The sequence below is a fragment of the Corynebacterium sp. HMSC073B01 genome, assembly GCF_001838255.1.
Lineage (GTDB): Bacteria > Actinomycetota > Actinomycetes > Mycobacteriales > Mycobacteriaceae > Corynebacterium > Corynebacterium jeikeium_D.
In genome coordinates this window covers 63,559-81,731 of the sequence record NZ_KV836141.1, presented here as the reverse complement: position 1 = coordinate 81,731, position 18,173 = coordinate 63,559, and the positions used below count along the sequence as shown (strand labels likewise).

General features: G+C 60.1%; 12 protein-coding genes. 9 read left to right on the top strand and 3 right to left on the bottom strand.

The window, feature by feature from the left end; all coding sequences use genetic code 11:
- Positions 1–60: 60 nt before the first annotated feature.
- The 3 genes from HMPREF2849_RS02380 (at position 61) to HMPREF2849_RS02370 (ending at position 6,694) form a co-directional block, all read left to right on the top strand.
- Positions 61–2,094: a galactan 5-O-arabinofuranosyltransferase gene (locus HMPREF2849_RS02380; RefSeq protein ID WP_070429114.1), complete on the top strand. Its 2,034-nt coding sequence runs from the start codon at positions 61–63 to the stop codon at positions 2,092–2,094.
- Positions 2,095–2,226: 132 nt separating this feature from the next.
- Entirely contained in the window at positions 2,227–5,625 is a 3,399-nt protein-coding gene (locus HMPREF2849_RS02375) for an arabinosyltransferase domain-containing protein (RefSeq protein ID WP_070429113.1), read from the top strand.
- A gap of 40 nt (positions 5,626–5,665) precedes the next feature.
- Positions 5,666–6,694 carry a TIGR00730 family Rossman fold protein gene (locus HMPREF2849_RS02370; RefSeq protein ID WP_070429112.1) on the top strand — a complete coding sequence of 343 codons (1,029 nt, stop codon included), beginning with the start codon at positions 5,666–5,668 and terminating at the stop codon, positions 6,692–6,694.
- 27 nt (positions 6,695–6,721) lie between these two features.
- Here HMPREF2849_RS02370 and HMPREF2849_RS02365 read toward each other — a convergent pair whose 3' ends face one another.
- The gene (locus tag HMPREF2849_RS02365) at positions 6,722–7,648 is read right to left on the bottom strand and encodes a glycoside hydrolase family 25 protein (protein ID WP_069359693.1); all 927 of its coding nucleotides are present in this window, start codon (positions 7,646–7,648) and stop codon (positions 6,722–6,724) included.
- A 106-nt stretch (positions 7,649–7,754) separates the two neighbouring features.
- Between HMPREF2849_RS02365 and HMPREF2849_RS02360 the strand changes: the two genes are divergently transcribed.
- The 3 genes from HMPREF2849_RS02360 (at position 7,755) to HMPREF2849_RS02350 (ending at position 12,386) form a co-directional block, all read left to right on the top strand.
- On the top strand, positions 7,755–9,788 hold the full coding sequence (locus HMPREF2849_RS02360) for a M13 family metallopeptidase (protein WP_070862557.1): 2,034 nt from the start codon (positions 7,755–7,757) through the stop codon (positions 9,786–9,788).
- A gap of 259 nt (positions 9,789–10,047) precedes the next feature.
- Entirely contained in the window at positions 10,048–11,049 is a 1,002-nt protein-coding gene (locus tag HMPREF2849_RS02355) for a sugar-binding transcriptional regulator (RefSeq protein ID WP_049172610.1), read from the top strand.
- Positions 11,050–11,192: 143 nt separating this feature from the next.
- A complete protein-coding gene (locus HMPREF2849_RS02350; RefSeq protein ID WP_224783750.1) occupies positions 11,193–12,386 on the top strand; it encodes a YihY/virulence factor BrkB family protein in 1,194 nt (397 codons plus the stop codon).
- A gap of 35 nt (positions 12,387–12,421) precedes the next feature.
- Here the strand turns inward: HMPREF2849_RS02350 and HMPREF2849_RS02345 are convergent, their stop codons facing one another.
- On the bottom strand, positions 12,422–13,639 hold the full coding sequence (locus tag HMPREF2849_RS02345; RefSeq protein WP_070862556.1) for a NupC/NupG family nucleoside CNT transporter: 1,218 nt from the start codon (positions 13,637–13,639) through the stop codon (positions 12,422–12,424).
- Between the two features lie 45 nt (positions 13,640–13,684).
- A complete protein-coding gene (locus HMPREF2849_RS02340; protein WP_048732021.1) occupies positions 13,685–14,104 on the bottom strand; it encodes a cytidine deaminase in 420 nt (139 codons plus the stop codon).
- Positions 14,105–14,273: 169 nt separating this feature from the next.
- Between HMPREF2849_RS02340 and HMPREF2849_RS02335 the strand changes: the two genes are divergently transcribed.
- The 3 genes from HMPREF2849_RS02335 (at position 14,274) to HMPREF2849_RS02325 (ending at position 18,090) form a co-directional block, all read left to right on the top strand.
- Positions 14,274–15,560 carry a thymidine phosphorylase gene (locus tag HMPREF2849_RS02335; protein ID WP_070862555.1) on the top strand — a complete coding sequence of 429 codons (1,287 nt, stop codon included), beginning with the start codon at positions 14,274–14,276 and terminating at the stop codon, positions 15,558–15,560.
- A 105-nt stretch (positions 15,561–15,665) separates the two neighbouring features.
- The gene (deoC, locus tag HMPREF2849_RS02330) at positions 15,666–16,316 is read left to right on the top strand and encodes a deoxyribose-phosphate aldolase (RefSeq protein ID WP_070862554.1); all 651 of its coding nucleotides are present in this window, start codon (positions 15,666–15,668) and stop codon (positions 16,314–16,316) included.
- Between the two features lie 10 nt (positions 16,317–16,326).
- Positions 16,327–18,090, top strand: coding sequence for a phospho-sugar mutase (locus HMPREF2849_RS02325; protein ID WP_070862553.1), 1,764 nt, complete (start codon positions 16,327–16,329; stop codon positions 18,088–18,090).
- Positions 18,091–18,173: the final 83 nt, after the last annotated feature.

Below are 18,173 nucleotides of genomic sequence, written 5' to 3'. Positions count from 1 at the left end.
AAAGCGATATCCACGTCGCAGGTATCCGGTCGTTCACGTTCGTGTGCAACACTTAAAAGCATGGTTGACAAGCAGGCCGACACCTCATCATGCAGCGAAGCCCAACAGGCTTCGCCAGCTTTTGACGAAACTACAGAGTTTTCCACAAACCGGCTCGCAGGCGAGTTCACCGACGAAGATCGCTACGAGATCTTCAATGATGACCAGCTCTCCCTCAAGGCTGCCCTCCTCTACCTGGTCGCAGCGCTTGTGGGCGGTTCGGTTATCGCTCTGGCGTCCTGGTTTGTGTTCCACCGCCTGTCACTGCCGGCCTTTGGCGGCTCGCAGCTGACCAGGGCGGTCGCAACAGCGCTGATTGTCATCACGCTGACGCTCACCACCGTCCTGCTGTATTTCTTCGCCACCAAGGGCAAAGACAATCGCCCCCGGTGGCTAACGTGGTTGACGTACCTGCTGGCTTACATGTCACCGGCCATTCTGGTGGTCTCTGCCGTCGGCCTGCCGCTGGGCTCGACCAAGCTGTGGTTAGACGGTCTGTCTGTCGACCAGGAGTTCCGCACTGAATACCTCACCAGGATGGCCGCGGAGCCTGGCCTGCATGACATGTCGTACATCGACATCCCGTCTTTCTACCCCGCTGGTTGGTTCTTCCTGGGCGGACGCCTGGCCAATATCCTGGGCATTGCCGGCTGGGAGGTCTTCCAGCCCTGGGCGTTGATGACACTCGCCGCTGCTGGCTGTGTTTTGATTCCGGTGTGGCAACGCCTGAGTGGCTCCCTGCCAGTAGCCACTGGCATTGCGCTGACAACCACGGCCGTCGCCCTGGCCACTGTCGCCGATGAGCCCTACGCCGCAGTCGTTGCTATGGGTCTTCCGGCGATGACCGTGATGGCCTGGCGCGGTCTCACCGGCGCTTGGTCCGCCATGTTTGGCGTGCTCGTCTTCCTGGGTATTTCTGCGACTTTCTACACTCTTTACACTGCCGTAGGCGCGCTTATTGTGGTCGTGTTGGCCGTGGTCGCGTGGACGTCGTCAAGCTCGTGGATGCCTGTAGTGCGCCTGATCATTATGGGCGTGGGATCGATGCTGATTGCGGCGACGGTGTGGGGTCCGTACATGCTGGCGGTTGTGACGGGGGCACCGCGCTCGGGCGCGACAGCGACGCATTACCTGCCCCCGGAGAGCGCGCAGCTGCCTTTGCCGATGCTCGCCGCCAGCGTAATCGGTGTGCTGTGTTTCATCGGTGTCGTGCGCATGCTGGTCAGCGCCACGGAGCCGGATGCCCGCGCGCTCGGCCTGGGCACGCTGGTGCTCTATGGCTGGGTAGTGGCCTCGATGGTGGCGACGCTGCTCGGACGCACGCTGCTGGGGTTCCGCCTCACCGCACCGATTACGTTCATGCTGATCGCGGCTGGTGTGGTCGCGCTTGCCGACGCCCGTCTCAACGGCATCGAGAAGTATTGGCCGCAGGCGGCACCAGCTCACATTGCCAAGCGTGTCTCCGCGGTAATGGCGGCAGTCTTGCTGCTGGCGGGCATTGGCTACGCGCAGTCGATTCCGAATAAGTTGCATGGTGCCATCGACTTGGCGCATACCGACACCGACGGTAACGGCGAGCGCGCGGACCGCTTCCCACCGAATGCCGGGGCGTGGTACTCAGCGGTGGACCAAACGCTGAAGGAGGCCGGGCTCGATCCGGCCCAGACAGTGGTGCTGACGGATGAGAAGAATTTCCAAGCACTCTATCCCTGGTACGGATTCCAGGCGCTGACCAGCCACTACGCTAACCCTCTGGGTGAGTTCGACCGCCGTAATCAGGCATTGGAGGAATGGTCGGAGATTCGCGACCCCGATGAGCTCGTGCAGGCCATGGATGAAACGCCGTGGCGCGGACCGGATGCCATTGTGCTGCGGGGCGAGGTTGAGACACCTGATGGCGAGGATGCCGCTCCACTGACGTTGGACATCGCGGATGATATCTATCCGAACAATCCGAATGTGGTCTTCCGGAGCCTGAATTTTGCCCGCTCTGCATTTGAGAAGCACTGGGAGCTAAACCAGGTCGGCCCGTTCGTAGTGGCGGTTCGCAAGTAGGTATTGGCAAGTAGGTATTGGGCGGCTATCCCCTGCTATAAACGTGATTCCTGTTACTAATGTGGAAACTGTGATGTAGCTTTCGCGTTGCAAACTCAAAGAAAAACGCCAATTACCGTAGTATCTTTCCTTGTGACTGCCGAAACTAAAGAAATCAAAGAAAGTGTCGACGGCTCACCCGAAGTGACCATCGACCGCGTGGAGAGACCGCCTATGGACGGCCCCTCTCCTACGACACTGACTCGTTGGACAGCGATTATCGCTGGAATCGTCGGTTTCATTTGCTTTGTCATCACACCGTTCCTCCCGGTCGTGAATACTCAGTCCTCCGTGTCTTGGCCTCAGCGCGACACACTGAACTCAGTGGATGCACCGCTTATGGCGCAGGCACCGTTGGATCTGAGCGTCGATCTGCCTCTGTCCCTGACGGATGAACTTTCCGACAAGCGGACAACCCTGTTGTCGACTATCCCCCCGACCGCGGATAAGCCGACCAAACGGGGTCTGATGGTGCGTTCGGGCAAGGACGGCCTCGACGTCATTCTGCGCGACAGCGTGGTGATGAGCCTGGATAAGAAGGAGCTTGCCGCAAACAAGGGCAGGATCCTGGAAATCCGTTCCACCGAGCACAAAACCACCGTCAACATCGACGGCGCCAAGAACTCAGATGGTGAGAAGCTCACCGCCACCACACAGGGCGATTACCGTCCGCAGGTCACCGGTATCTACACTGACCTGCCCGCTGACGGCGACGCGGCCAAGGCCGTAGCCGATGGACTCGATGTCCACATGAACATCGACTCCCGCTACACCTCACACCCGACAGTGGTGAAGTACATCGTCATGTACTTGGGTCTGCTTCTGACGCTGGCTTCCCTGGTCGCGTTGGCTCGCATTGACCGTATCGACGGTTCCCCCTTCACTCCGCTGTTCAAGCGCGGTGCGCTGAAGCCGACTCCGCTGGACATCCTGGTCGGCACGATTTTGGTTGTTTGGCACTTCATCGGTGGCAACACCTCCGATGACGGTTACATCTTCACCATGGCGCGCGTCTCCGACGAGTCGGGCTACATGGCGAACTACTACCGTTGGTTCGGCGCTCCTGAGTCACCGTTCGGCAGCCCCTACTACGACCTGCTGTCGCTGATGGTGAAGGTGTCCACCTCGTCACTGTGGATGCGACTACCGGCGCTGCTGTCCGCACTGCTGGTGTGGTTCATTATTTCCCGAATGGTTATCCCACGCCTCGGCGAGAAGATTGCCCAGCGCCGGGTGGCCTACTGGTCTGCTGCTGGTGTGCTGTTGGCCTTCTGGCTGCCGTACAACAACGGACTGCGCCCGGAGCCGGTCATTGCTCTGGGATCCCTGCTGACCTGGGCATTCATTGAGCGCGCAATTCTGACTCGACGCCTGCTGCCAGCTGCAGTCGCAGTGGTTATCGCCACGCTGGCACTGGGCTCGGGCCCAACGGGCCTAATGGCAGTTGCTGCCCTGCTCGCAGGCATCCCGATGCTGGTGCGCATTGTCGTTGAGCGCCATAAGGCTCTCGGTGGTGGTTGGCAGGCCCCACTGATGCAGATTGCGCCGTTCCTGGCTGCGGGCACCGCAATCTTGGCCGGTGTCTTCGGCGACCAGACTTTGGCCACGGTCCGCGAGTCCATTCGCGTCCGCAGCATCATCGGCCCGTCGGAGCCTTGGTACAACGAGTACGTCCGCTACTACTGGCTGGTGCTGCAGTCGGTCGACGGCGCCTTCCCGCGTCGTTTCCCGGTTCTGATTGCACTGGCGTGCTTGACCATCACGATTGCCGCGCTGCTTCGTCACCGCACCGTTCCGGGGGCTCTGGCCGGCCCGTCGGCACGCCTGGTGTTCATGTTCATCGGCACCATGTTCTTCCTGACCTTCACGCCGACAAAGTGGACGCACCACTTCGGCGTATACGCGGGCATCGCGGCTTCCCTGGCAGCACTTGCCGCCATGGCCATTAGCCATTGGGTAGCAGGTAACCCGCGCAACCAGCTGTTCTTTGCCGGTGGTATCACCTTCATCCTCGCTTTCTCGCTGATGGGCATTAACGGCTGGTGGTATGTGTCGTCCTACGGTGTGCCGTGGTTCGACAAGACTATTCAGTTGCGCGGCCACCAGCTGGGTTCAGCAGTATTGGCTCTAGCCTTGCTACTGCTGCTGGCTGGTGCCGTAATGAACTTCGTCCAGGAGTTCCGCACCAAGCCGAAGTCGCAGGAAAAGTCGGCACGCGCGCGCCGCATCAATGCAGTTGCATCGTCCCCGATTGCAGTGACGACGCTGCTGGTGACGATGTTCATGGTGGCTTCGCTGGGCAAGGGCGCAGTATCGCAGTACCCGGCATACTCGGTCGCCGCTGGTAATATCCGCTCCTTGGCTGGTCAGACATGTAATATGGCGAGCGATGTGCTGATGGAAACCGATCCGAACGATGGCTTCCTGAATACCGTCGATGGCAAGCCGCTAGCGGAATCGTTGCGCGGTGGCGGCAAGAACCGTGGCTTCGACCCGAACGGCGTCCCGTCTAACATGAAGGCCGAAGCTGTGGACACCAGCCAGAGCCAGGCAAGTACTGCCGACACTGATGATCAGTCTACTGATCCGGAAGCCACAGTTGAGGGCGGCTCCGCGTCGGGCACCGACGGCGGCAAGCGTGCCGACAAGGGTGTCAACGGCTCGCAGGTCGAGCTGCCATTTGGCTTGGATCCGGATAAGGTGCCGGTGCTTGGCTCCTACTCCGAGGACATTCAGCGTCCTGCAAGCCTGGAAACTTCCTGGTTCCAGCTGCCTGAGATTGATGAGAACCACCCGCTGCTCGTCGTATCGGCGGCCGGCCGTATCTTCCACCACGACATCAACGGTGTGGCTCAGCAGGGCCGCAAGCTGGTGGCAGAGTACGGTCGCAAGGGCGGCGACGAGGATGGCTTCGAGGTCCTCTCCGAGTCGGAGCCGATTGATATCGGCCCTGCTCCGACCTGGCGTAACCTGCGCTTCCTGACCGAGGAGATCCCAGAGGGAGCGACCGCTGTGCGACTGGTAGCGGAGGACAATGACGTCTCCGAGGATCAGTGGCTGGCGCTGACCCCTCCTCGCCTGGCCGAGCTGCAGTCGATGACTGATGTCATTTCGCCGGAAACTGCGACTATCCCGGACTGGCCGGTTGCCTTCCAGTTCCCGTGCCAGCGTCCGTTCGACCACTACGCAGGTGTCGCAGAGCTTCCGGAGTACCGCATCACTCCGGACCGTGGCCTGAAGGTCGTCGGTGCAGATGTCTGGCAGTCGGTCGATGGCGGTGGTCCGCTCGGATTCTCCGACGCTGTGAATGAGGCTACGTCCGTACCGACTTACCTCAAGAACGACTGGCGCCGCGACTGGGGTTCCGTCGAGAAGCTCTCGCCGCGTCCGAATAAGGACAAGGTCAAGCCGGATGTCGCCGAAATTGAGTATGAAGATATCACTCGCTCGGGTCTATACTCGCCCGGGAAGATGATTGTGAAGGATCCCTAGGCGAAAGAGCCTCGGTGCCTCCTTCACCTAAGGGGACCGAGTGACTGCACAAACCCGTTCCATCGTTGTCGCCGCAATGGTTGTGACTGACCCGGTGGGGCGGGTTTTGTGCGTTCGTAAGCGGGGCACGGATACGTTCATGCTGCCCGGCGGCAAGTTCGAGCCGGGTGAGTCCGTCGATCACCCGGAGGTCACCGCCGCGCGCGAAGTCTCCGAGGAGCTCGGCGTGGACATCGAGCTATCGCAGCTGCGTCCGTGGAATATCGCCCGTGCGGCCGCCGCCAACGAGGCGGGCTTCGAGGTCGTCGGCCACCATGTGCGCTATGTCGGCGAGTTCACCGATGAGCTGGCGAACGTTCAGCCCCACGCCGAAATTGAAGAGGTCCGCTGGCTCGACCCCTGGCTACCGACCGGGAAAATCGCCCCTATGCTGGTCGAAACCACTCTGCCGAAGCTCCGCGAAGAGCTGCCCCAGCTTGCCGCTGGCCGTGAACAGCCACAGCGCGCACTGTCGTCACTAACTGTTTTCTGCGGCTCCGGCTTCGGCAACGATCCCGCCTGGCGCGTCACCGCCGAACGTCTCGGCCAGACACTCGCGGAAAATCGGGTGGAGCTCGTCTACGGTGGCGCGGCGATTGGTCTTATGGGCACGGTTGCTAACGCAGCGCTTGACGACGGCGGCAGTGTCACAGGTGTCATCCCCGAGGTCTTGGTCAAGAAGGAAATTGCCCATCCGCGGCTGACTCACCTGGAAACTGTTGCGACTATGGCCGATCGAAAGTCGCGCATGTATGAGCTCGGCGATGCTTTTGTTGCACTCCCCGGCGGTGCGGGCACACTGGAAGAGTTCTTCGAGGTGTGGACCCAGCAGCACCTGGGGATTCATGCCAAGCCAGTGGCGTTGCTGGGACCTTCGGGCTTCTGGGAGCCCCTGTTGGCGCTCCTGCGCAAAGTTGTGGATGCGGGGTTTGTGCGACCGGAGCTTCTCGATGCGCTTATCGTCGTCGACGACGTCGACAAGCTCCTGCCTGCGTTGATTGCGTGGCGTGCGGGGCGGACGAAGTTTTAGCCTGCCCCCAGGCCCCACAACACACTGCTAGTGAGCAGCAGCCAGCTGCTGCAGCTCAGCTTCGGTGCCGTTGAAGACATCCTCATCCACGATGGTCGGGATGCCATCGACGCGGCCGGTGGAGGAACGCTGCCAGAAGGCCATGCTCTCCCAACCGCCCGGCAGCGAGGTCGGAGCGCTGTCTTCGTAGGCGGCGAGCCACAGCGGGTAGTCGGTGAAGTCGGTCGAGTTACCCATCGGGTTCTGCCAGAACCAACGGTAGGTGTAAATCATCGGGGTTTCGCCGGTCTTTTCCTCTACGCGCTCGAGGAAGTCCTTGGTCCACTTCTGCAGCTGGGTCGGGTTGAGGCCATTATCCAGCTCGATGTCCAGCACCGGCGGCAGTGTCTTGTCTGTGGAGATTTGCTCATCGCGCTGCTGCAGTGCTTCTACGTACTGGTCAGCCTGCGCAATTGCGGAGCGATCCGGATGTGCCTTGTGGTAGCTGCCCACATACAGACCGGCCTTCGCTGCAGCAATGGAGTCCTCGAGGAAGTACTTCTGGTCACCTTCGACACCGTCGGTGGCCTTGATGAAAGCGAACTTCTGGCCGCTGGCTGCGACCTCGTCCCATTTCAGCGCGACGCCACCTGGGCGCTGCCACTTGGAAACGTCCACGCCGGTCGGCCCCATGTTGAAGCCGGTGCGAGCCGAGTTTGACGATGCGCTGGTAGCCGAACCAGTTGACGAACCGTTGGCATCAGAGCCCTGCGACTCCTGAACAGTCAAAAAGTCGAGCGACCCCTTGGAATCAGCAGCGGACTGGTTGGAGTGTGCAGATGCGTCCTGTGTTTGTGCGTCTGCCGGTGCAATAACACCCAAGGTCAGCGGCGCAACGGCCACGATACTTGCCAAAGTGGCGCGTCCCGGGCGTCGCTTCAACACCGCGTTCGCGGAAAGTGGAAGAAATTTCATGGTTTGCACCTTACCCCCTAAACCACTTCAGCCCCATTCGTAAGCCTAAACTTATTCCACCCCTCCAGTCACAGCTTCAATCCGCCCTTGCCCCTAGACTGGCGGCATGACAAATAGCACTAATACTGAGACCCAGTCCGCAACGTCCCAATTCTCAACAACTCCTCGCCCACAGGATGACCTCTACTTGGCCACCAACGGTGAGTGGATTAGCAATCACGTCATCCCGGCTGACCGCCCCATCGATGGCGCCTTTTACAACCTAAGGGATGAGGCGGAGGAAAATGTCCGCGAGCTCATCACCACTGCCGCCGATGCGGATCCGAATTCCCGCGTCGCTCGCTTGTACAACTCTTTCATGGACGAAGCCGCTATTAATGACGCCGGCGCTGCTCCGCTCGCACAGGATTTAGAAATGATTGCCTCCGCCGAGAACGCGCATGAGCTGGCGTTGGCACTCGGCCGCCTCGACCGCCTCGGTGTCGGTGGTGCGCTCGGGTACTGGGTAGAGAAGGATTCCGGCTCGGACCTGGATGCTCTCTACCTGCTGCAGTCGGGCCTCGGCCTCCCGGATGAGGCTTACTACCGCGAGCCTGGCCACGCCGACACTCTCGCCGCCTATGAGCAGCATGTTGCCGCTATGTTGAAGCTCCTCTCCTCGCATGACGACGGCGCGGGAGACCTCTCCACCGCACTTGCTGCATTCGAGTTGGTGGACCCGGCCGCTGCGGCGGCGCGCATCGTGGCTTTTGAAAAGCGCATTGCCACTGGTCACTGGAATGTGGTCGATACCCGCGACGCACTGAAGACCTATAACAAGACCGCTATTGCTGACCTCCCCACCGGCTTCCCGGTCGCGGAGTGGCTCGCGGCCACCGGTGTCAATGAGACGAACCAGACTGCCATCGACACCATCGTGGTGATGATGCCGTCGTACTTCGAGCACTTGAGCAAGCTGTGGCAGGACACTGACCTGGCAGATCTGCGCCTGTGGGCGCTGTGGCGCGTTCTCCACCAGCGTGCTGCCTACCTGTCGGATGACTTCTCTGCGGAGAGCTTTAACTTCTACGGCCGCACCTTGCAGGGTTCGACCGAGCAGCGTGCACGCTGGAAGCGTGGTGTTGCCTTTGCGGACGGGGCGGTTGGACATGACGTCGGCAAGCTGTATGCGGAAAAGCACTTCCCTCCGGAGTACAAGGAGCAGGTCCTGGAACTGGTGGACTACCTGCTGGCGGCGTACCGGGAGCGAATTTCGAAGCTGCCGTGGATGACGAAGGCGACACAGGAGCGGGCGCTGGAGAAGCTGTCGCTGTTTAAGGCCAAGATTGGCTACCCGGAGCGTTGGCGTGATTACTCGGCGATGGAGCTCGGGGATTCACTGATGGACAATGCTCGCGCTGCCAGCGCTTTTGCGCATGATTATGAGGTGGCAAAGCTGGGAACCCCGGCCAATCGTGATGAGTGGCATGGCACTCCGCAGACGGTCAATGCCTTCTACAATCCGGTGGTCAATGACATCACGTTCCCGGCTGCGATTTTGCAGTCGCCGTTCTTCTCACCGGACGCTTCCCCAGCGGAGAACTTCGGTGGCATCGGTGCGGTTATTGGTCACGAGATTGGTCATGGTTTTGATGACCAGGGCTCGCAGTATGACGGTCACGGCAACCTTCACCAGTGGTGGACCGATGAGGATCGCGCAGCTTTTGAGAAGCTGACCTCCGCACTGGTGGACCAGTACGAGGGCCTGGTTCCGCAGGCTCTGCGCGAGCAGGCCGAGGAGGGCGCTGACCTGCCCGGTGTCAACGGTCGCTTCACCCTGGGAGAGAACATCGGTGACTTGGGCGGGCTTGGTATTGCTGTCGTCGCTTTCCGCCGTTTCCTCGCTGCCCGCGGAAAGGAACTCGGGTTGGAGGACACCCCCGAGACCTACCGTGACCTGTTCAAGCAGTGGGCACTGGTCTGGCGTTCCAAGATTCGTCCGGAGTTTGCACGTCAGCTGCTTGCCATTGACCCGCACTCGCCGGCGGAGTTCCGCTGCAACGTCATTGCCAGCAACATCGATGAGTTCCATGAGGCCTTCGGCACTTCAGCGGGGGACGGCATGTGGCGTGAGCCGAATGAGCGCGTGAATATCTGGTAATTCTGCGGGAACCCAACCTGCGCTGCCTTATCCTCCGATGCTTTCCGGGCTCTCCGATGCCTTCCGCAGCCTCCGGGGACAGCAAACGCCTCACCGTTTACTACAAATGCAAAAGCTGACTTTTTGTTTTTGCAAACGTAGAACTAAAATCACAGGTGAGGCGCACGCTTTCCCGATGACCAAGTCGGGCAGGGTCCCAATCAAGCGAGGTTCCTGTTACAAGTGCGCTTACTAAGTGCTCTTGCTGGAGGAGGCCGCTGTGGACACCCGCGACATCCAAGCACTCACCGCCGTCAAGCTCTATTACGGCGAGGGGCTCACACAGTCTCAGGTTGCAACCGAACTCGGGGTTTCCCGCCCAACGGTCTCTAAACTGCTCAACCTTGGCCGTGAGCGCGGTTACGTGCGCATTGAAATCCACGACCCGCGCGAGGAAGCCTCAGAGACCGCGACGCAGATGCGGGATCGCTACCAGCTCAACGATGTGCGCCTGGCGCAACCGGCACGCGCTGGCAACGCGGTCTTGCTCCGCGAGTTGGGGCGTGTGGGCGCCGAGCTTCTCGACGAGCTGGTGGTCGACGGTACCCTTCTCGGTGTTTCGTGGGGTAAGACCATGTACTCCGTATCCACGCAACTGAAGTCCAAGGATGTCTCGGGCGTGGAAATTGTGCAGCTCAAGGGCGGAATGAGTCATTCCGATAAGTCGACGAATGACATCCGCACTATTGGCGGGTTCTGCCACGCTTTCCATGCCTATGCCCGCACATTGCCGCTGCCGGTGATTTTCGATTCGGTCGAGACCAAGCGCATCGTGGAACAGGATCGGTTCATCGCCAGCGTATTGGCGCTTGGCCGGACGGTGGACATTGCCGTTTTCACTGTCGGCGCAGTCGACCATGATTCACTGGCCTTGAACTTGGGGCAGCTGTCGGCAACCGAAAAGGACTTACTCGTGGAGCGCGCAGTGGGCGATGCCTGCTCACGCTTCTACCGCCCGGACGGTGGCATTGCGCTGCCAGAGGTCGATGCCCGCACGGTAGGTATCAGCCTCTCTGACCTGCGCCGGATCCCCACTCGGGTACTTGTGGCCGGTGGCGCACACAAGGCCGAGGCTATCGATGTGGCCCTTCGAACAAAGTTGGCCACTCACTTGGTCATTGACGATGCCACCGCCGAGCGCCTACTTTCGCTCGACTCATCGGACTCACCGGGCTCGCCAGACTCACCCACTAGCTCCACCCCTCCCTCTGCCACGGATTAGCTGTCTCGGGACGCATCAGTACAAAGAACTGACACCCGGGCCCGAGAAGCGTCTCTGCCCTCTTCGACCGATAGACTTAAGCGAGCGCAGATGTCCGCATATATGTTGCAGCCGCTGTCCGGTCGGAGAGGACGATTCTTTAGGTGTCACCAGCACAGCAGATCAAGCACACACTCCAGGCCTACGAGTCGGCGGACGCATCTTTTGCTCAGTCCGCGAAGAAGTTGCCACCCGTGGGGTGGAAAGGAGCGCTCTACGCTCTCAAGCGTGCGGGTATCGAGTTTTTCTTGGAGCTCGGTTTCGACGCCGCCGCGAAGTTGACTTACTACACGGTGCTAACCTTCGCACCCGCACTGCTTGCGATTTACTCAATTGCCACGCTGATGTTGGCCGGTTACACCGATGACCTCAACCGACTGACCGAGGATTTCATCCGCAGCTACATTCCAGCTGAGTATGCCGAACCGATTCGCAATGTCATCTCAACGATTATCGGCTCCGCCACGGGCGGTCTCGTCGCACTGACTATCGGTATTGTCTTTGCGCTGATTTCGTCGTCGGCCTACACGCGCGCATTTTCGCGCACGGGTAACTCCATCTATGGCGTATCCGAAGGCCGCACGCTTATTCGCTACCACCTGCTCATGGTCGCCATTACGCTATTGCTGCTCATTGGCACGGTGGTACTGCTCATTGCGATTGTTGTCAATGACCAGCTAGTTATCACCATCGTCGAACCGGTTGCCCGCCCGTTGGGTATTGAATCGACCACGCGACAGGTCATTGACTTCTGCATCTCCGTCTGGAGTTGGCTGCGCTGGCCGGTCATTATCGTCATGTCGATGATTCTGATTGGCTCGCTGTACTACTTCACACCGAATGTGCGCATGCGCAAATTCCGCTGGCTCAGTACCGGTTCGGCACTGGCAATTATCAGCTCGCTGGGTATTGGCAAGGCATTGCAGCTTTACCTGTTCAACTTTGCGGCTTCAAACCCCTACGGCGCCATGGGTGCCGTCATTGCTCTCATGACTGCACTTTGGGGCATTAATGTCGTCGTGGTCTTCGGCTTCAAGCTGGATGCCGAGGTTGAGAGGATGCGCCAACTGCGCGCCGGCCTGCCCGCAGAGCGATACATCCAGCTTCCACCCCGAGCTACCGCGGCCGCCGAGGGCGAGCAGAAAATCCATCAGAATCTAGAAAAGCAGGCGGCCGAATTCCGAACTGAGGAACCCGACCGCCTGGATAAAATGCCAGCAGAAGCAACTGAAGATTTTTCCTCGCAGCCCGCTGCTGAGACTGACCCTGCTACCGATCCGTTCCAGAAGATCGACTAGCAGGGCCAGTAACTAACCACACAGCAAGCACCTAGCTATAGCGCAATCACACCCACAATTGCAGCGTTGAGCAGGTTGGTGCACAGACCCGCAATCAGCGCCAGCGGACCGTTCTTGGCAATCTCACCGCGACGCTCCGGCGATAGCGCACCGAAGGAACCGATCTGAATTGCAATGGAAGACAGGTTGGCGAAGCCAGCCAGGGCGAAGGTCGCCAACATGATGGACTTCGGATCCAGCGAGTCGACGTGCTCCGAGAACGAGGTGTAGCCGACGAACTCGTTCAGAATCGTCTTCTCACCAATGAAGCTACCGACCAGCCCTGCGTTCTCCCACGGCACACCAATCAACCAGGCAATCGGCGCGAAGATTAGGCCGAACAGCCCCTCCAGTGACCAGTTTTCCTGACCGAACCAGCCGCCGATGCCGCCAATCATGGCCGACAGCATCGCAATCACAGCGATGAACGCAATCAACAGACATGCCACAACCACAGCGATACGACCGCCGGCCAACGCACCCGATCCTAGCGCGTCAATGACGTTCTTCGACTCAGTGTCGCGGACATCCTTCACCGACGCATCCAGATCGGATTCCTCCGTCTCCGGCCAGAAAGTCTTCGCAATCAGCAGCGAGCCCGGCGCGTTCATTACCGATGCCGCCAGCAGGTACTCCAATGGCGCACCGAGCAGGGAGTAACCAATCAACGTCGATCCGGCCACCGAAGCAAAACCGCCCGACATACATGCGAACAGCTCCGACTTGGTCAGTTTCGGAATATACGGCTTAACGACGAGCGGAGCCTCCGACTGCCCGAGGAAAACCACCGTGGAAGCGAAGACGGACTCTACCTTCGAGGTTCCCATAATGAACTTCAGTGCGGACCCGACATACTCAACGAAGTACTGCACTACCCGCAGGTAGTAGAGGGCACCGAGGACTGCGCCCAGGAAGATGATCACTGGCAGCACGTTGAGCACGAAGACGAAGTTTTTCCCCGTGCCGTCGAAAAGATTACCGAAGACAAATGAGGTGCCCTCATTTGTAAAGTCGATCATCTTCTCAATGGCACCGGCGACGCTCTTCAACGCCTGGAAGCCGGGTTCCCACTTCAGCACTACCAGCGCGAACACCGCTTGCAGCAGCAGGCCAACACCGAGCGTGCGCCAGTTAATGGCTTTCCTGTTCTTTGAGATAGCAATGGCAAATCCGATGACGAGGATGATGCCCAGTAAGCCTTGCAGTCTATCCATGACTAAGGTCTTCTTTCTTGATAAAAGAGGCTGTGGTGATGATGCCTACAGGTCCTCGGGACCAAAGGCGTAAGGGAGAATTTTTTCGAAGTCGATGCTGGCCGGAGCGCCTAAACCACCATTTTCCGGGCGCTCGGATTCCACAATGACACGCTTGCACCCAAATTCGTGCAGGACCTGCCGACAGGCACCACAGGGGTGGCACGGTGCCGCCTTTCGCCCGACAATGGCACAGGCCGCAATCTTATGGTTGCCGCCGTGCTCCGCGACCATGCGGAACACGGCTGTACGCTCTGCGCAGTTGGTCAACCCATAGGACGCATTTTCCACGTTGCAGCCTGTGACCACCGTGCCGTCGTCAAGCAGAAGTGCGGCACCGACCGGAAAACCTGAATAGGGGACGTACGAGTTTTCCGTGGCTGCGTAGGCCTTAGCCAGTAGTTCTTCGTCTGAAATGTAGGACATTGTGCTCTCCCTCCCCGAGCCTGTTCGAGGTGTTTATGCAAACATACTTATGTGGGTACAAATGGAAAGTTGCCTATTGACATTTGTTCTAGTGCTGATGATAATCGGAATCAGCAGAGTTCACAAGACCAATATCGCTAAGCACAATCGCCTATAAAAGGAGCGAACAATGGCTGAAAAGTTCGATGTAGTTGACGTCATCAAGGTAAAGCGTGATGGCGGTGAGCTCAGTCCGGAAGAGATTTCCTGGGTCATTGATGCCTACACTCGCGGTGTCGTGGGCGATGAACAGATGGCGGCGCTGAACATGGCCATCTTCATCCGCGGCATGAACCGTCGCGAGATTGTGGATTGGACTCAGGCGATGATTGACTCGGGCGAGACCATGAGCTTCGCATCGCTGAGCAAGCCCACCACGGACAAACACTCCACCGGTGGTGTCGGTGACAAGATCACGCTGCCGCTGGGCCCACTGGTGTCCTCCTACGGCGTGGCCGTCCCGCAGCTGTCCGGCCGCGGCCTCGGCCACACCGGCGGCACCCTGGACAAGCTGGAATCCATTCCAGGCTGGCAGGCTGATGTTCCGAATGACCGCCTGATGCAAATCCTGGAGGATTCCGGCGCGGTCGTCGCAGCAGCCGGTGCGGGCCTGGCACCTGCGGATAAGAAGATTTACGCGCTGCGTGACATCACCTCGACGGTGGACTGCATTCCGCTGATTGCCTCGTCGATCATGTCCAAGAAGATTGCGGAGGGCACCTCCAGCTTGGTGCTGGATGTCAAGGTCGGTTCAGGCGCTTTCATGAAGGATCTGAATCAGGCCCGCGAACTGGCCCGCACCATGGTTGACCTGGGCAACGATGCGGGCGTGAATACCCGCGCACTGTTAACGGACATGTCCACTCCGCTGGGCCTGACCATCGGCAACGCCCTCGAGGTCCGCGAATCGGTGGAGGTTCTCGCTGGCGGTGGCCCCGCGGACGTCGTGGAGCTGACCTGTGAGCTGGCCCGAAACATGCTGGAGCTGGCCGGCGTACACGATGCTGACGTGGAGCAGGCTCTGAAGGACGGCCGCGCAATGGATTCGTGGAAGAAGATGATCCGCGCTCAGGGCGGCGATCCGGATGCCGCGTTGCCGGTGGCACCTCACACGCACGATGTGGTTGCGCAGGCTGACGGTTACCTGACCAAGCTGGATGCACTGGCTCTCGGCGTTGGTTCCTGGCGCTTGGGCGCAGGACGTGCTCGTAAGGATGATCCGGTGCAGGCCACTGCCGGTATTGAGATTTTCGCCAAGCCGGGAGACAAGGTGGTCAAGGGCCAGAAGCTGCTCACGCTGCACACTGAAACTCCGGATAAGTTCGAGCGCGCTCTCGAGTCCATCGAGCCAGGCATTGAAATCGGCGACACCGCGCCGACAGCCGAGCACGAGATTATCCTCGATCGCGTGTCCTAGAAAATTACTGATGGGCTCGCGTCGGCGCCACTTCCCCGCCCCGAGCCCGCCACCTCCCTACCTTGACGCTCTCTCCCAAATTTCCGAAAGGACTTGATTTCTCCCATGACTTCCCGCGCTGATGTTGCCAAGATGATTGACCACACCCTGCTCAAGCCAGAAGCCACCTCTGACCAGGTCAAGGCTCTTATCGCTGAGGCCGGCAAGCTCGGCACCTACTCCATCTGCATCTCCCCCTCGCAGCTCCCAGTCGAGGTGCCTGAGGGCCTGCACATCGCCACTGTCGTAGGCTTCCCCTCCGGTGCGGTGAAGGCCGAGGTCAAAGCCACCGAGGCCGCCCGCGCCGTGGTCGATGGTGCCGAAGAGATTGACATGGTCATCAACATCGCCTTCGCCAAGGAGCACCGCTTCGACGACCTTGAGGCCGAAATCAAGACTGTTCGCGATGCCATTCCGGGCAAGGTTCTGAAGGTCATCATCGAGTCGGCCGCCCTGACCGATGAGGAAATCATCGCAGCTTGCAAGGCCTCCGAGTCCGCAGGCGCAGACTTCGTCAAGACCTCCACAGGTTTCCACCCAGCTGGCGGCGCTTCCGCTCACGCCGTGAAACTCATGCGCGAAACCGTGGGCGACCGCCTTGGAGTCAAAGCCTCTGGCGGTATCCGCGATGCCGCTGCCGCTGAGGAAATGATCGCCGCTGGCGCCTCTCGCCTGGGCCTTTCTTCCTCCGCCGCTGTCCTCGACGGTCTGAAGTAGGCTAACCCCGATGCTCTCCGAACAGCTACAAGCCACCATCACCGATTGGATCGCCCACGATCCGGACTCGGCCACCGCCGCTGAGCTCTCCTCGCTTTACGACGAAGCCAAGGCCGCCAACCCCGATGCGATTGCCGAGCTGGAAAGCCGTTTCGCCGGGCCACTCGAATTCGGCACTGCAGGTCTTCGCGGTGTCGTTGCCGCTGGTCAGTCTCGCATGAACCGTGCCACGGTCATCCGTGCCACCGCTGGCCTGGTTGCGCATCTGAAGAACATTGTCGGCGATGACTTCACCGTGGTCATTGGTTGCGATGCCCGCCACGGCTCCGCTGATTTTCACCGCGATGCCGCCGCGGTTGTCGCCGCAGCCGGTGGCAAGGCCCTGGCCCTGCCGCAGCAGCTGCCCACACCGGTGACCGCCTTTGCCGTACGCCACCTCAATGCCGATGCCGGCATTATGGTCACAGCCAGCCACAATCCGCCGAAGGACAACGGTTACAAGGTTTACCTCGGTGGCCGCGCGGTGGAGTCTGATTCCCGCCGAGGCGTCCAGATTATCGCGCCCCATGACAAGCAAATTGCGGACGCCATTGCCGCTGCTCCACCAGCTGATGAGGTTCCGCGTGACTTCGATGCCGTCGAGCAGGTTGGTCCTGAACTACTGGACGCCTATGTGAAACGGGCGGCTGCGCTCGCAACGACGTCGTCAAGCGAAGAGAAGCAGGCAGCGAAGATTGTTCTCACCCCGATGCATGGTGTCGGTGGCGAGACCATCGTGCGCACACTGAACGCGGCAGGTTTCTCGAATGTCAGCGTGGTTGAGAAGCAGTTCGCGCCGGATCCGGAGTTCCCGACGGTATCGTTCCCGAACCCGGAGGAAGCCGGGGCGCTGGATCTTGCGTTTGAGCTGGCACGTGCTGAAGACGCGGATGTCATCATCGCGGCTGATCCGGATGCGGACCGCTGCTCGGTAGCTATTCCGGACAGCGGCGTCGATAGCGGCTGGCGACAGCTCTCCGGCGATGACATCGGTGCGTTTCTGGGTGAAGTCATCGCTGCGGATGCCGAGGCCCGTGGGATTGCGACCGTGACCAATGATGAGGGCGCAGAGTTTCCGGCCACAATGGCTAACTCGATTGTGTCCTCGCGCCTGCTGGGCAAGATTGCCGCAGGTCACGGACTGAATTATCGCGCTACACTGACCGGCTTTAAGTGGATTGCTGGTGTGGACGGGCTCGTCTTCGGCTACGAGGAGGCCATTGGCTACTGCACTGACCCGGCAGTCGTGCGAGACAAAGACGGCGTATCTGCGGCGGTGCGTGTCGCCGACGCGGTGGCGCGACTGAAGGGCCAGGGTCTTGGCATCCAGGACCTGCTGGATGATGTTGCCCGTGCCCACGGTCTCTACAAGACCGCCCCGTTGACCTTCCGTGTCGAGGACCGGTCGCTGATTACCAAGGGCATGGACACTCTGCGCGCCAACCCGCCTGCACAGCTGGCCGGAGCGAAGGTCACGCAGGTCACGGACATGAATGATGGCCTAGACATGGTCGACGCCAAGGGCGAGAGCTATCACATCCCGCCTACTGACGGCATTCTCATCCTCACCGAGGCCAACGACCGCGTCATTGCCCGGCCTTCCGGCACGGAACCGAAGCTGAAGTGCTACCTGGAAGTCGTGCTGCCGGTCGCTTCGGCCGCGATTCCGCACGTGGCCGCGGCCGAGCGGCTCGACCAGATTAAGGCCGAACTCAAGGAAATCCTGGGGATGTAGCCACTAAGCAGCTAACCAATAGGCAGCTACCAGCTACACCTCGCAACAAACTGGGGTGCGCATGAACAAAACGGCCGAAAAAT

What these genes read in the sequence shown, in the direction of transcription:
- HMPREF2849_RS02345 (WP_070862556.1), bottom strand. Translation starts at nt 13,639, where the DNA reads ATGGATAGACTGCAAGGCTTACTGGGCATCATCCTCGTCATCGGATTT.
- HMPREF2849_RS02360 (WP_070862557.1), top strand. Translation starts at nt 7,755, where the DNA reads ATGACAAATAGCACTAATACTGAGACCCAGTCCGCAACGTCCCAATTC.
- HMPREF2849_RS02325 (WP_070862553.1), top strand. Translation starts at nt 16,327, where the DNA reads ATGCTCTCCGAACAGCTACAAGCCACCATCACCGATTGGATCGCCCAC.
- HMPREF2849_RS02365 (WP_069359693.1), bottom strand. Translation starts at nt 7,648, where the DNA reads ATGAAATTTCTTCCACTTTCCGCGAACGCGGTGTTGAAGCGACGCCCG.
- deoC (WP_070862554.1), top strand. Translation starts at nt 15,666, where the DNA reads ATGACTTCCCGCGCTGATGTTGCCAAGATGATTGACCACACCCTGCTC.
- HMPREF2849_RS02340 (WP_048732021.1), bottom strand. Translation starts at nt 14,104, where the DNA reads ATGTCCTACATTTCAGACGAAGAACTACTGGCTAAGGCCTACGCAGCC.
- HMPREF2849_RS02380 (WP_070429114.1), top strand. Translation starts at nt 61, where the DNA reads ATGGTTGACAAGCAGGCCGACACCTCATCATGCAGCGAAGCCCAACAG.
- HMPREF2849_RS02335 (WP_070862555.1), top strand. Translation starts at nt 14,274, where the DNA reads ATGGCTGAAAAGTTCGATGTAGTTGACGTCATCAAGGTAAAGCGTGAT.